This is a genomic window from Mesorhizobium sp. BH1-1-4, from assembly GCF_020165665.1.
Lineage (GTDB): Bacteria > Pseudomonadota > Alphaproteobacteria > Rhizobiales > Rhizobiaceae > Mesorhizobium.
On sequence record NZ_JAIUIN010000009.1, the window covers coordinates 133,559 to 147,129 of the forward strand.

The 13,571-nt window shown below is 65.3% G+C and carries 9 protein-coding genes; 1 reads left to right on the plus strand and 8 read right to left on the minus strand.

Going from position 1 to position 13,571, the window contains the following annotated elements:
* Positions 1-156: 156 nt before the first annotated feature.
* Positions 157-885: a hypothetical protein gene (locus LB569_RS17670; protein WP_224693482.1), complete on the plus strand. Its 729-nt coding sequence runs from the start codon at positions 157-159 to the stop codon at positions 883-885.
* 260 nt (positions 886-1,145) lie between these two features.
* Here LB569_RS17670 and LB569_RS17675 read toward each other — a convergent pair whose 3' ends face one another.
* The 8 genes from LB569_RS17675 to LB569_RS17710 all read right to left on the minus strand — a co-directional run bounded on the left by LB569_RS17675 (position 1,146) and on the right by LB569_RS17710 (position 13,569).
* The gene (locus LB569_RS17675; protein ID WP_224693382.1) at positions 1,146-2,660 is read right to left on the minus strand and encodes an aldehyde dehydrogenase family protein; all 1,515 of its coding nucleotides are present in this window, start codon (positions 2,658-2,660) and stop codon (positions 1,146-1,148) included.
* Between the two features lie 195 nt (positions 2,661-2,855).
* Positions 2,856-4,130, minus strand: a complete 1,275-nt coding sequence (locus tag LB569_RS17680) for an RNA polymerase sigma factor (RefSeq protein ID WP_224693383.1) — start codon at positions 4,128-4,130, stop codon at positions 2,856-2,858.
* A complete protein-coding gene (locus LB569_RS17685; RefSeq protein WP_140704571.1) occupies positions 4,127-4,501 on the minus strand; it encodes a YciI family protein in 375 nt (124 codons plus the stop codon). Before LB569_RS17685 ends, LB569_RS17680 begins: the two co-directional genes overlap by 4 nt.
* 106 nt (positions 4,502-4,607) lie before the next feature.
* On the minus strand, positions 4,608-5,699 hold the full coding sequence (locus tag LB569_RS17690; protein ID WP_224693384.1) for a DNA topoisomerase IB: 1,092 nt from the start codon (positions 5,697-5,699) through the stop codon (positions 4,608-4,610).
* Positions 5,700-5,810: 111 nt separating this feature from the next.
* On the minus strand, positions 5,811-6,749 hold the full coding sequence (locus tag LB569_RS17695) for a glycosyltransferase family 2 protein (RefSeq protein WP_224693385.1): 939 nt from the start codon (positions 6,747-6,749) through the stop codon (positions 5,811-5,813).
* 145 nt (positions 6,750-6,894) lie between these two features.
* Complete coding sequence (locus LB569_RS17700) at positions 6,895-7,779, minus strand: transglutaminase N-terminal domain-containing protein (RefSeq protein ID WP_140704566.1); 885 nt, start codon at positions 7,777-7,779, stop codon at positions 6,895-6,897.
* Between the two features lie 12 nt (positions 7,780-7,791).
* Positions 7,792-10,203 carry a circularly permuted type 2 ATP-grasp protein gene (locus LB569_RS17705; RefSeq protein WP_224693386.1) on the minus strand — a complete coding sequence of 804 codons (2,412 nt, stop codon included), beginning with the start codon at positions 10,201-10,203 and terminating at the stop codon, positions 7,792-7,794.
* A gap of 6 nt (positions 10,204-10,209) precedes the next feature.
* Positions 10,210-13,569 (minus strand): DUF2126 domain-containing protein, encoded by a 3,360-nt coding sequence (locus LB569_RS17710; RefSeq protein WP_224693387.1) that lies wholly within the window; start codon positions 13,567-13,569, stop codon positions 10,210-10,212.
* Positions 13,570-13,571 lie beyond the last annotated feature (2 nt).

Consider the following 13,571-nt stretch of genomic DNA (forward strand, 5'->3'; position numbering starts at 1 on the left):
TGGTCAAGTATCGGGAGATCAGCGCTGAATCTGGAGGACATAGCCGGCCACCCAGCCTTGCACCGCTACGTTCAGGAACAGTCGCAGTCCCTGATCCGTATCTACGAGGAGAGCCCCCGGTTGGCTTCCATCTTTGCCACGCAGCAGCGTTGGCTGCTGGGTCATGTCGGCCTTGCCATGCACTTCAGGCGCGACCCCAACGACCGCCGCAAGGAACTGACCGTATCGCGTTTCATCGAGGTCGTGCACAAGAACGCTGTGGCCAGCCGCAACACGGCGGACGCCTTCATCAAGGAGATGCTGCACTACAACATCGCCGAGTATGTGGCCGGCGGGGACGGCCGAACGCATCCCTTGCAGCCGACGGCGGCCACCATTGAGCGATTCACCGGCTGGGTGACAGCCCATCTGCGCACGCTCGACCACATCGACGGCGGCGATCGGCTGGCCAGGTTTCTCGAGCGGCCCGAAATGCTCGCCACGCTGCAGCCCCTGGTGGCCGACGGACTGCTGGCGTCAAAACCAGTGCGCGAACCCAACCAGACCTTTTCGCTGTTCATCTGGCTCAACAATGGCGGCATAGTCATGGACTGGCTGATGTCGGGCATCGACCCGGACCATGCCGGGTTGGAGCGAATTCCGACCGGCGTGGTTTCGATCGGCGACTTCGCCAAATGGCTCAAGCTCTCGCGGACCCATCTCGGCCGCAAACTGCGCACGGCGGAGGAACTCGGCAGCATTGGCTGGCTTGGCCAGCGCGGCCACTCGGTGATGTGGGTGTCACACCGATTTTACGAGGAATACATGACCGTCCAGGCGGCCAAGCTGGCCGTCGTCGACACCGCCTTCAAGGCCTGTTTTCCGCCATCGCAAGGCGACGGCTGAGCAGCGGCGCACGAGAGCCATTCCAGCAAAACTGTGAAACGTTTTCCGTCCGGAATTGCGCCAGAACAGGTGGATTGACCGGTTCCGCATCTGCGTGGCTGCGCGACGCCGACGACCCCGGCGGCGTCGGCTGGCTCTGCCGGCGCCCAGTCATGAAAAGCCGACGCTGGACAAGCGTCAGAAGCTGTCCAGCGTTGCAGCCGTGTCGATTGATGCTCGCGGAGCCTGATCGACACTGACAGCGGCAACCCCAGGCGTTCTCAATCGATGTCGAACGAGACGCCCTGGGCGAGCGGCAGTGCCTTGGAATAGTTCACCGTGTTGGTGGCGCGGCGCATATAGGCCTTCCACGCGTCCGAACCGCTTTCGCGGCCGCCGCCGGTTTCCTTCTCGCCGCCAAAGGCACCGCCGATCTCGGCCCCCGACGTGCCGATGTTGACGTTGGCGATGCCGCAGTCCGAACCATCGACGCCGAGGAAGCGCTCGGATTCCTGCAGGTCGCGGGTGAAGATCGACGACGACAGGCCGGCGCCGACCGCATTGTGCTCATCGAGCACGGCGTCGAAATCGGAATACTTCATTACATAGAGGATCGGGGCGAAGGTCTCTTCCGTCACCGGTGCGACTTGTTTGGGCATTTCGACCAGTGCTGGATGGACATAATAGGCATCGGGATGGCCGTTCTCGGCCCGCGTGCCGCCGGTCACCTTGCCGCCATGTGAAACCGCTTCGCTCAGCGCCTTCTGCATGGCATCGAAGGCAGCCTTGTCGATCAGTGGCCCGACCAGCGACGAGGTCTCCAGCGGATTGCCGACCGAAACGCTCTGATAGGCCTTTTTCAGGCGCGGCACCAAGGCGTCGTAGACGCTGTCATGAACGAACAGGCGACGCAGCGTCGTGCAACGCTGGCCGGCGGTGCCCATGGCGCCGAAAGCGATAGCGCGCAGCGCCATGTCGAGATCGGCCGTCGGGCAGACGATGCCGGCATTGTTACCGCCGAGTTCCAGCACGGCGCGGGCGAAGCGCTTGGCCAGGCGCGGCCCGACATCCCGGCCCATGCGGGTCGAGCCGGTGGCCGAAACCAGCGGCACCTTCGGATGGTCGACCAGGATCTCGCCGACCGCACGGTCGCCAATCAGCACGGGCGCCAGGCCTTGCGGAGCGTCCGCGCCGAAGCGCTTGACGGCACGCTTGAAGATCGCTTCGCAGGCAAGTGCCGTCAGCGGTGTTTTCTCAGACGGCTTCCACACCACCGCATCGCCGCAGACCAGCGCAAGGGCCGCGTTCCACGACCACACGGCGACCGGGAAGTTGAAGGCGGAGATGACGCCGACGACGCCCAGCGGATGCCACGTTTCCATCATGCGGTGGCCAGGACGCTCGGTGGCGATGGTGAGACCATACAATTGCCGGGAAAGACCAACGGCGAAATCGCAGATGTCGATCATCTCCTGTACTTCGCCGAGCCCCTCGGACGGGATCTTGCCGACCTCGATCGACACCAGCCGGCCCAGCTCGGCCTTGTGCGCGCGCAGTTCCTCGCCGAGCAGCCGCACCAGTTCGCCGCGCTTGGGACCCGGCACCAGCCGCCAGGACTGGAACGCCTTGTGCGCCTCGTCGATGGTCTTGGCCGCGTCGGCCGGCGTGATCGTCTTCAGCGCCGCGATCTGTTCACCCGTCACCGGGCTGCGCACGATCAGGTCGCCGCCGGCAAGCGCGTCCTTGGCCACGCCCAGTTTCGCCAGAAGCTCGGTCGTTTCCTTCGCTATCGTCATTTTGTTCCTTTCAGATCCCGCCGCTCGTATGGCTGGGTCGACGCCTTGCGCCATGCCTTACCGGTGCCGTCGCGGCCGGAAGGGGCTGTGATGGCGTGCCATTACCTGTTTCAAGGGAAAATCGCCACCCCGGCATGGTCCAAGCCCGGATCGCACGATTGAGCCAGACGAGCTTGAGCAGAACGGTAGAGGCTTTCAGTTTGCCTTCTTCGCCGGCGCGCGCACGGCGCCGTCCTTGATCAGACGGTCGATATGCATGCGGATATGGGCTGCTTCGGCCGCCGTGTTGGCAAGCGCGATGGCGCGGTCGAAGGCGATGCGCGCCTCCTCGCCCCGGTCGAGTTGCATCAACAGCCCGCCCTTGAGGCCGAAGAAGTGGAAATAGCCGGAAAGCCTCTGCTCGAGCGGCTCGATCATCGCCAGGGCCGCTTCCGGTCCGCGCACTTTGGCGACCGCGACCGCACGGTTGAGCGTGATGACCGGCGACGGCTGCATCTGTTCGAGCAGGCCGTAGAGCAGGTCAATCTCCACCCAGTCCGTGTCCTCGGCCTTCTCGGCCCGCGCATGCAGGGCCGCGATCGCCGCCTGCACCTGGTAAGGGCCGGGCTTGCGGTGGCGCAAGGCCTTGTCGACCAGCGCCAGCCCTTCGTCGATCATCTTGCGGCTCCACAGGCTCCGGTCCTGGTCCTCGAGCAGCACGATCTCACCGTCGCCGTCGAAACGGGCCGGCGCGCGCGCGTGCTGCAGCAGAAGCAATGCCGTCAGCCCCATGATCTCCGGCTCGGTCTGGAACAGCCTCAGCAGCAGCCGGGCCAGCCGGATCGCCTCCTCGCAGAGCGGCGCGCGGGCCGGCGCCTCGCCGCTGTTGGTGGAGTACCCCTCGTTGAAGATCAGGTAGACCATGGCGGCGACCGCCGCGAGCCGTTCGGAGCGCTCGACGGCATCAGGCGTCTCGAACGGCACGCCGGCGTCGGCAATGCGCGCCTTGGCGCGGGTGATGCGCTGCTCCATGGCGCTCTCGCCGACCAGGAAGGCGCGTGCGATCTGCTTGACTGTGAGGCCGGAGACGATGCGCAACGCGACCCCGATCTGCTGCGTCGCTGGCAAATCAGGGTGACAGCAGATGAACAGGAGCCGCAATATGTCGTCGCGGTAATGCGCACCGTCCAGCCGCTCGGCAATGTCGCTTTCGGCATCCTCCAGATCGGAAATCTGGTCTTCCTCCGGCATCGGCGCCTGCTTGGCGCGCTTGCGCACCGCGTCGATGCCGCTGTTGCGGCCGACAAAGATCAGCCAGGCCGCCGGATCGCGCGGCGGCCCGTTCTGCGGCCAGTTCTTGAGCGCCCTGAGGCAGGCATCCTGGAAAGCTTCCTCCGCCGTGTCGAGGTCGCGGAAATAGCGCAGCAGCGCGCCCATCGCCTGCGGGCGGGCGGCACTGATGGCCGAGCTTATCCAGGCAAGTTCGGTCATACGGCCACCTTGGTGGGATTGAAGACGGACACCGGCCTGATCTCATAGGAGCCGCCGCTCGGGTTGACCTCGGAGAGTTCGCGGGCGAATTCGACCGCTTCGTCGAGATCGGCGCATTCTAGCGTATAGAAACCGAGGAATTGCTCCTTGGTCTCGGCGAACGGCCCGTCGATGACGACGGATTCGCCCTTGACCTTGCGCAGCGTCGTCGCCGCCGTCGTCGGCAGAAGCCGCGCCACCGGGCCGAGCCGGCCGGCCTTGGCATATTTGTCCTGGACGTTGAGGAGCTTGGCCATGACGTCGTCGTCCTGCGCCTTGCTCCAGGAGCTGACGACGTCTTCGGAAGCGTAACACAGGATGGCATACAGCATATCAGGTCCTTTCTCTGTCAAAGGACGAAACAGTAGGACCGATCCCGACACGGCGTCGATAAAAAAATCAGGGGTCGCGGATTTGGCTCAGGCCGCTTGCCGCCTGTCAGCTCTCGCGCGTCTTCAGCCACCGCAGAACCAGCGCCTCTTCTTCATCGAGGCCGTCGATGGAGCGCTTGCGCCTGTTGGCCTGCGCCATTTCGGCAAGCAGCCGTCCTTCGCTCCAGGCCTCGAAGACCTGCGGATGGATATAGCACTTGCGGCAGACCGCGCGCGTATTGCCCAGCCGCTCCGCCACCTTGTCGATGACGCTGTTCATCACCCGCTTTTGCTGAGCCTGGCTTTCTGGCAGTTCCGTCTGCGCGAACAGCGACGCGGCATGGATGGTGCCGCCCCATGTGCGGAAATGCTTCGAACTGAATGCATCGCCGACCGCTTCGCGGATATAGCGGTTGACGTCGTCGGAACGGACAGGGCGTCTGTTGCCGTCCTCGTCGAGATATTGGAACAGTTTTTGGCCAGGCAGGTCCTGCGCGCCGCGCACGATTCCCGCGATGCGGCGGTCGACCAGCTTCAATCTCCATTCCTTGCCGGACTTGCCCTTGAAGGCGAAGCGCAGGCTGGATCCCTTGATGTCGACATGCCGGTCCCGCAATGTCGTCAGGCCGAAGCTCTTGTTGTCACGTGCATAGGCGGCATTGCCGACGCGGATCATCGTGTTGTCGAGCAGCCAGACCACCGCGGCGACGACGCGTTCGAGCGGCAGGCCGTGACGGCGCAGGTCGCTGTCGATCCCGCGCCGAAGCTCCGGCAGGCTTTCGGCGAAAGCGACGAGGCTCGAATATTTGGCGCCGTCGCGCTCCTCGGCCCATTGCGGATGATAGCGATACTGCTTTCGTCCCCGCTGATCCCTCCCGGTCGCCTGGATATGCCCATTGGGATCGGTCGAAATCCAGACATCGGTCCAGGCCGGCGGAATGACGATCGCCGCGATGCGCGCCTTGTCGGCATCGGAGACCGCTTTCCCGCCCGGCCCCTTGTAGGCAAATCCCTTGCCAGCCTTCAGGCGGCGGATACCGGGCTCGGCATCGCTGACATAGGTCAGCGCGGCGTGCTCGGCCGAGCTTTGCGCCCCGGCCCTCGGCGAACCGTCTATGTCGGCCGACTGGCTGAGCGACAATCTGGATCTCTGCAGCATGTAAGCTCCACGCGAATATGCGTAGATAAGCTGCTGGCTGACTGCAGGTTCCACACGCCCACTGAAAACCAGGCGATCCTGGCGGCGTCGGCAACTGGCATGGCTGGAGGCCTACAACGCGCCCTGCATCTGGGTCAGCGGAACCGACAACCTACGCCGCACCTTGAGCTTGAGCTTGTAGCGCAGGCAGCGCCAGGCCTCCGAGCGACGCTTCGGTGCGGCCTCGGCCACCGCCAGGAAGCGCGCGGCGGTATCCAGGTCGCCGCGCGCATAGTGAACCCTGGCAATCTTGAGTGCGACGAGGCCCTCCCTGGCCTTCAGTGCCGAAATCGGAATGCCGCAATCGGTGAGCGTACGCAGCTCCCGGCGCCAGTCCAGAAAGCGCCGCACCGGGTTGAGCGTGAAGCGATCGTCCGAGCGCTCCGCTGAGACTTCGTAGATCATGACGGGTCGCTGAACCATGGCCAGCGACGCCTTGCTCATCAGCCGCGCCCAGAACAGCGTGTCCTCGTCGAAGGCGAGCCCGACCGGGAAGCGGGTCTCGCCGATGAGACGCCGGGAAGCCAGCACGCTGCCCACCGCCACCGAGCGTATATCCCCCTTCACATAGGCGGAGGCATTGGCGAGGCAGGCCGCTGTATAGCCGTTTGGCACCTTGATCTGCCGGTCCTGGCCGTTCACCCTGCGCCGGAAGGCACCGACGATCATGTCGGCCTTGGGCTGGATTTCCGCCCGCGCCAGCAAGGAGCGCAGGCCACCCTCAAGATGCAGGTCGTCGGCGTCGATCAGGTAGACCCACGGATGGGCCGCCTCATCGAGCGCAAGGTTGCGGGCGCCGCCAGCGTCGCGGCAACTGGCCGGCAGCACACGCAGCGGCAGGGATGATTGCGCCGCGGCCTGCCGTGCTGCATGGGCCGTGCCATCGGTCGATTGGTCGTCGACCAGCAGTATCTCGCCGATAAACCCGGCCTCTCCGCCGAGCGACGCCAGGGTTTTAGCGATCGTTGCCGCCGCATTGTGGGCGGGTATGACGACGCTGACCGTTTTCAATGACAAACCCCGTACCTGTACCCAGCAGCTTAAGACTATTCTCCCTCGAAACGAATACAGACTAATGGCCGTATCGATGTTTGAGAAGTCTACTCCATCCCTTTGCGGGCTTTCGCGGCGCGGGGCAAGTCGCCGCGCCCCTGTTTTACGCCTTTTCGAGCACCACCGGGATGACGTCGACAGCCTGCTCGCCGACCTGGCCGCCGGTCGTCTTCAGCACACCGACGATGGGCGCGACATCCGAATAGTCGCGCCCGTAACCGACGGTGATATGGTCGTTGGAAGCGCGCATGCCGTTGGTCGGATCAAACTCCTGCCAGCCGGCGTCACGCCCGCACCAGACCTTGACCCAGGCATGCATGGCATCCGCGCCTTCCAGCCGGGGTTTGCCCTTGGGCGGAATGGTGCGCAGGAAGCCGCTGACATAGCCGGCCGGTATGCCGAGCCCACGCAAGCCGGCGATCATGATGTGGGAGAAGTCCTGGCAGACGCCCCGCTTCAGCCGGAAGGCATCGCTGGCCCGGGTCCGCACCGTGGTCGCTTCACCGTCATAGGTGAAATCGCGATGGATACGGTTGCATAGGTTCATCGCCGTCCCGGCGGCGGAGTTCCCGACGCTGTCTTGGGCGAATGCGGTGATCGCCGCATCGATGCCCGCATGGCTGCTGGCGGTCAGGAAATGGTGCGGCGAGGCAGGCGCCAGCGATCGAACGGCGGCCAGTTCCCGCCTGAGCCGGCCGATATCGGGCGACACGTCGAGCCCAGGCTCGGGCCGCGACACCGCCACGCGCGCGCTCATCCTGATATCGAGCGCGTCATGGGCGTCGCGAAAGGCGATCGAGGTCACGTTGTTGCCGAAAAAATCCGTGAAGTCGGATCGTTCATTGGGCGCCGGCTCGAAGGAGAGCGAAGCGGCGATGACCCGCTGAACGCCGCCAATGGTCGGCGGCAGCACCCGCACCTGATGCCGGCCGCCGCCGGCGGCGGCGGCGTAGTCGTAATGGAGCAGAAGCCGGATGTCGTACAGCATGGCCATCGCTTTCTACCCGAAATAGGCTTTGGCGAGGCTGTTGTAGAGGCCGCCGATCTCGCTGGCGAGTTCGTTCAGCGCCTTCGCTGTCATGTCGGCCGGTTCCTTGATGGCGATGGCGGTGTTGAGCTGCAGAATTTCCTTCGCCGCCGCCGACATGTGTCCTTCGCCGCCGACGGACGGCAACAGCCCGATCTCGGCCCTCAGCCGTTCCAACTGGAACAGGATGGAGCGGGGATTGAGCGGATCGAGCGCCAGGAGATCGATCACCGTGCGTCGGCCGGCCTGCACCGGATATTGCCGGCGATGGGTCATCACGCTGTCGCCGATCTCCAGCATCATATCCAGCGCCCCGTCCGGCGCCTCGCGGCTGGTCAGCCTGGCGAGCGTGCAGGCGATCTGGATGCCGCGCTCCAGCCGCCGGCCGATCTCGAGGAAGCGCCAGCCGGCGAAGCGGTACATATTCTCGTGCAAAAGGCCGGAAAACCCGGCGAGCTTGCGCAGGATGACGGTCATGGCCCGCGTCGCGTCGTCGCCCGGCGCCACGGCGGTGGCGAAATGATGGATGGTCTTCGACAAATCCTTGAGCGCCAGCCATCCATCCGGCGAAAACCGGTCGCGGATCTGGCCGGCGCTGTAGACGGCGCTGTCGAGCGTGCCGATCAGTCCTGGTGGGATCGCCGTTTCGACATCGATGCCGAACGGTTCGAGATAGTCCCTGATATCGGCCAGCAGCGGCATGTCCGGGTCGGAGGTTTCGGCGAGCCGCACATGATAGGCGCGCAGGATGCGCACCGTATCTTCCGAGCGTTCGATGTAGCGGCCGAGCCAGGTCAGGTTTTCCGCCGCGCGGCTGGGCAGGCTGCCGGGCCTGGTACGGTTGAAGCTGTCGCTCTCCCGCGGCAGCAGCGTCTCGCGCTCGACCGGCCTGTCGCTTACCACCCAGACATCGGCCGCCTGGCCGCCACGCTGCATGGCGATTGCCGTCGGGTCGAGCGACAGGCCGACGCGGGCAAACCCGCCCGGCATCACCGTCCATCCTTCGGGCGTGCGCGCCAGATAGACGCGCAGGCTCGCCGGCCGCGGTTCCAGCCAGCCGCCGACATAGACCGGCGTCGTCGACAGCGTCACCGCTTCCTGGCCGACGAAGGCCTCGCCATCGCGTTCGATGCGCGCCACCAGATCCGCCCGCTCCCCGGCCGACAGCGCCGCGCCGAGCTTCGTCTGTCCGTCATCCTCGAAGGCCAGCCTTGTCGACAATGCCGGGCCGACCACCATGCGGTCGATGTTGGCGAGCACATGGGCGCGCTCCGTCTCCTGCCCGCACCACCATGTCGCCACGCTGGGCAAAAGCAGCTCCTCGCCCCACAATTCGCGCGCGATCTTGGGCAGGAAGGCAAGCAGCGCACGGGTCTCCATCAGGCCCGATCCCAGCGCGTTGACGGTGGACACCGTGCCTTGCCGGATCGCCTCGACCAGGCCCGGCGTGCCGATCTGCGAATCCGGCCGCAATTCGAGCGGATCGGCGAAGGCGGCATCGAGCCGCCGCCACAGCACGCTGATCGGCATCAGGCCCGACACGGTGCGCACCATCAACCTGCCGCCGGAAACGGTCAGATCCTCGCCTTCGAGCAGCATGATGCCGAGATAGCGGGCGATATAGGCGTGCTCGTAATAGGTTTCGTTGAGCGGTCCCGGCGTCAGGATGGCGACGCGGCCGTCGCTCTCCTTGGCCATGCCGATCAGCGCGTCGCGGAAGCGGCGAAAGAAGCCGGCGAGCCGGTGCACATGCATCTCGCCATAGATGTCGGACAAAGCGCGCGTCGTGGCGACCCGGTTCTCCAGCGCGAAGCCGGCGCCCGAAGGCGCCTGGGTGCGGTCGCCCAGCACCCACCAGCGGCCATCGGGCCCGCGGCCGAGCTCGAAGGCGCAGAAGTGCAGGAAATGCCCCCCGGCCGGCCTGGTGCCGACCACCGGCCGCAAATATTCAGGGCTCGCCGCGATCAGCCCTGCCGGCAGGATGCCTTTTTCGACCAGCCGGTTCTGCCCATGGATATCGGCGACGATTTCCTCGAACAGGTCGGCGCGCTGCACGAGGCCGGCGCTGATCGCCTGCCACTCGCTGTCCTCGATGAGCAGGGGAATATGCGCCAGCGGCCATTCGCGCTCGTTGGCGCCCGCCTTGTCATAAACGCGGTAGTAAACACCGGCATCGCGCAGATACTGGTCGGCTCGGGCGAAGCGCTGGCCAAGCTTTTCGGCTCCGAGTTCGTCCAGTGCCTCGACAAAATGCTTCCAGGCCGGACGGGGATTGCCTGACGCGTCGACCATCTCGTCGACGACGCCGTCGATCGGCTGGTAGTGCTCCAGCAGGCTACGAGCCTGCGGCTTGCCGCGTACCCTTTTGTGATTCCCCTTTGCCATGTCAGATCACAGTCTTGGTGGACGCCTGAGGTCAAGGGTCATCGGAAAATCTTCCGCCGGCTGTTCCTCGCGCAACACATAGCCCGATGGCGTGTGGCCGCGCGCCTCGAAGCGGGCGAGCCGCCGTGCCTCCGCCTCGTTGCCGTTGACCGGGAACGTCTCGTAGTTGCGCCCGCCGGGATGCGCGACATGGTAGACGCAGCCACCGACCGCCCGGCCGGACCAGCGGTCATAGATGTCGAACACCAGCGGCGTGTTGACCGGGAGTGCCGGATGCAGGCCCGACGCCGGCTGCCAGGCCTTGAAGCGGACGCCGGCCACAGCGATCTCTCTGTTGTCCGTTACCTTCATCGGCACGATGCGGCCATTGCAGACGATCGCATGGCGCTCTGGATTGAGGCCTTCGGTCTTGACCTGCAGCCGTTCGACCGAGGAATCGACGAAACGCACCGTGCCGCCGATCGCCCCCTGCTCGCCCATCACATGCCAAGGCTCCAGCGCTTGCCTGAGCTCCAGTTTGACGCCGGCATGCTGGACTTCGCCACAGAAGGGAAAACGGAATTCGAGTTGGGCGTCGAACCATTCGGGCCTGAACTCGAAGCCGTTGAGCTTGAGGTCGTCGAGCACGTCGAGGAAATCGGCCCAGACATGGTGCGGCAGCATGAAGCGGTCATGCAGCGAGGTGCCCCAGCGCACGAAGCGTCCGTCGAGCGGGTTCTTCCACGCACGGGCGATGATGGCGCGGACCAGAAGCTGCTGCGCCAGGGACATGCGCGCATTGGGTGGCATCTCGAACCCGCGGAATTCGACAAGGCCAAGCCGGCCAGTCGGGCCATCCGGGGAAAACAGCTTGTCGATGCAGATTTCCGAGCGGTGCGTATTGCCGGTGACATCGGTCAACAGGTTGCGGAACAACCGGTCGACCAGCCACGGCAAGGGTGCCGCGCCCTGGTTCGGATGTGGCACCTGGGCCATCGCGATCTCGAGTTCGTAGAGCGAATCGTGGCGTGCCTCGTCGAAGCGCGGCGCCTGGCTGGTCGGGCCGATGAACAGGCCGGAGAACAGATAGGAGAGCGAGGGATGCCGCTGCCATTGCAGCACCAGGCTCTTCAACAGATCGGGCCGGCGCAGGAACGGGCTGTCATTGGGCGTGGCGCCGCCGACCACGACATGGTTGCCGCCGCCGGTGCCGGTATGGCGGCCGTCGATCATGAACTTGTCGGCGCCAAGCCGGGTCTGCCGCGCCTCGTCGTAGATCGCCGTGGTGGTCGCCACGCAATCGTGCCAGTTGGAAGCCGGATGGATGTTGACCTCGATGACGCCGGGATCGGGCGCCACGCGGATGACGTTGAGGCGCGGATCATGCGGCGGGCCGTAACCCTCGATGTGAACCGGCAGGCCAATCGCCTTTGCGGCGTTCTCGGCCGCCGCGACCAGTTCGAGATAGTCTTCCAGCGCCTCGACCGGCGGCATGAACACGCACAGCCGCCCGTCGCGCGGCTCGACCGAAAGCGCGGTGCGCACCGCGCCGCCGATCTCGGTGATCTCCTGCTCGACGCGGTCCTGCTGGCCGGTCGCCGCCGTGAACGAGGCCGCCTGCTGGCGCCGCGCCATTTCGTCGGCGCCTTCCAGTTCCGCCGGGGCAACGGAGCGCAGGATCGCTTCTCGCGCGGGCAGCGCACCGCGCGGCAGCGACGGGTCTACCGGCACGATGTAAGGAAATTGCGCCGGGGGCACATAGGGCAGCGTGCCGAGCGGCAGACGGTAGCCGACCGGTGAATCGCCCGGCACCAGGAACAGCCGGCCGCGCCGCGTCTTCCATTTTTCCGAGCGCCAGCGCGGATCGGACGCCTGGCTGTTCCAGCGCTGCACCGGCAGGACGTAGCCGGACGGCTTGGTCAGCCCGCGCTCGAACACCTTCGCCATGCGGCTGCGTTCTTCCGGGTCTTCGAGCTTCGAATTCGACGGATCGACATTGTCGGGGAGCTTGCCCTCCTTGAGCAGCCACTCGGCTGGATCCTCATAGGCTTCGCTGACCATGGATTTGTCGATGCCGAGCTCACCGGCGATCGCCGTCAGCAGGCTTTCGGCCTGCTTCGGCCCGATGTCGGCCGCGCTTTTCTCCCGCGCGATCAGCGACGGGTCGCTCCACACCGGCTCGCCGTCGGCGCGCCAGTAGAGCGAAAAAGTCCAGCGCGGCAGGCTCTCGCCTGGATACCATTTGCCTTGGCCGTAATGCAGGAAGCCGCCCGGCGCGAAACGTTCGCGCAGTTTTCTGATCATCGCGTCGGCCTTTTCGCGCTTGGTCGGCCCGACGGCGGCGGTGTTCCACTCGGCGGATTCGAAATCGTCGATCGAGACGAAGGTCGGCTCGCCGCCCATGGTCAATCGCACATCCCCGGCCTCGAGTGCCGCATCGACCTTGTTGCCGAGCGCATCCAGCGCCTGCCAGCTTTCGTCCGAGAACGGCTTGGTGATGCGCGGATGTTCGGCGATGCGATCGACCCGCATCTCGAAGCCGAATTCGACATTGGCGAAGCTCGCCATGCCGGAAATCGGTGCCGCATTGCGGAAATGCGGCGTGGCTGCCAGCGGCACATGGCTCTCGCCGGTAAGCAGGCCGGAGGTCGGGTCGAAGCCGATCCAGCCGGCGCCGGGAAGATAGACCTCGCACCAGGCATGCAGGTCGGTGAAATCGACCGCTGTGCCGGCCGGCCCATCCAGCGCGATGAGGTCGGGCTTGAGCTGGATCAGATAGCCGGAGACGAAGCGCGCGGCGATACCGAGATTGCGCAGGATCTGCACCAGAAGCCAGCTCGAATCCCGGCACGAGCCCTTGGCCGCGGCAAGAGTTTCCTCCGGCGAGAACACGCCGGTTTCCATGCGCACGATATAGGCGATCTCGCGCTGCAGCCGCGCATTGAGGTCGACGAGGAAGTTGACCGTGTTGGGCGCGCTACGATCGACGGTTTCCAGGAAAGCCTGGAGAAGCGGACCCGCCGGCTCCGGTGTCCGGTAGATGGCGAGATCATCCCTGATGTCCTCGGGATAATCGAACGGGAACGCCTCAGCTGAGGGTTCGACGAAGAAATCGAACGGATTGTAGACCGTCATGTCGGCGACGAGGTCGACCTCGATCTTCAGCTCCGTCACCGGCTCGGGAAAGACGAACCGGGCGAGGAAATTACCGTAGGGGTCCTGCTGGAGATTGACGAAATGGTTCGCCGGCTCGACCTTGAGCGAATGGCTCAACACCTTGGTGCGCGAATGCGGCGCCGGCTGTAGCCTGATGATCTGGGGGCCAAGCACCACCGGCCGGTCATATTTGTAGTGGGTCAGGTGGTAGACGGCTGCCAGAATTGCCATGG

Excerpts from the sequence above, each read along its gene's own strand:
- LB569_RS17700 (WP_140704566.1), bottom strand. The coding sequence starts at position 7,779 with ATGCTGTACGACATCCGGCTTCTGCTCCATTACGACTACGCCGCCGCC.
- LB569_RS17705 (WP_224693386.1), bottom strand. The coding sequence starts at position 10,203 with ATGGCAAAGGGGAATCACAAAAGGGTACGCGGCAAGCCGCAGGCTCGT.
- LB569_RS17685 (WP_140704571.1), bottom strand. The coding sequence starts at position 4,501 with ATGCTGTATGCCATCCTGTGTTACGCTTCCGAAGACGTCGTCAGCTCC.
- LB569_RS17680 (WP_224693383.1), bottom strand. The coding sequence starts at position 4,130 with ATGACCGAACTTGCCTGGATAAGCTCGGCCATCAGTGCCGCCCGCCCG.
- LB569_RS17710 (WP_224693387.1), bottom strand. The coding sequence starts at position 13,569 with ATGGCAATTCTGGCAGCCGTCTACCACCTGACCCACTACAAATATGAC.
- LB569_RS17675 (WP_224693382.1), bottom strand. The coding sequence starts at position 2,660 with ATGACGATAGCGAAGGAAACGACCGAGCTTCTGGCGAAACTGGGCGTG.
- LB569_RS17690 (WP_224693384.1), bottom strand. The coding sequence starts at position 5,699 with ATGCTGCAGAGATCCAGATTGTCGCTCAGCCAGTCGGCCGACATAGAC.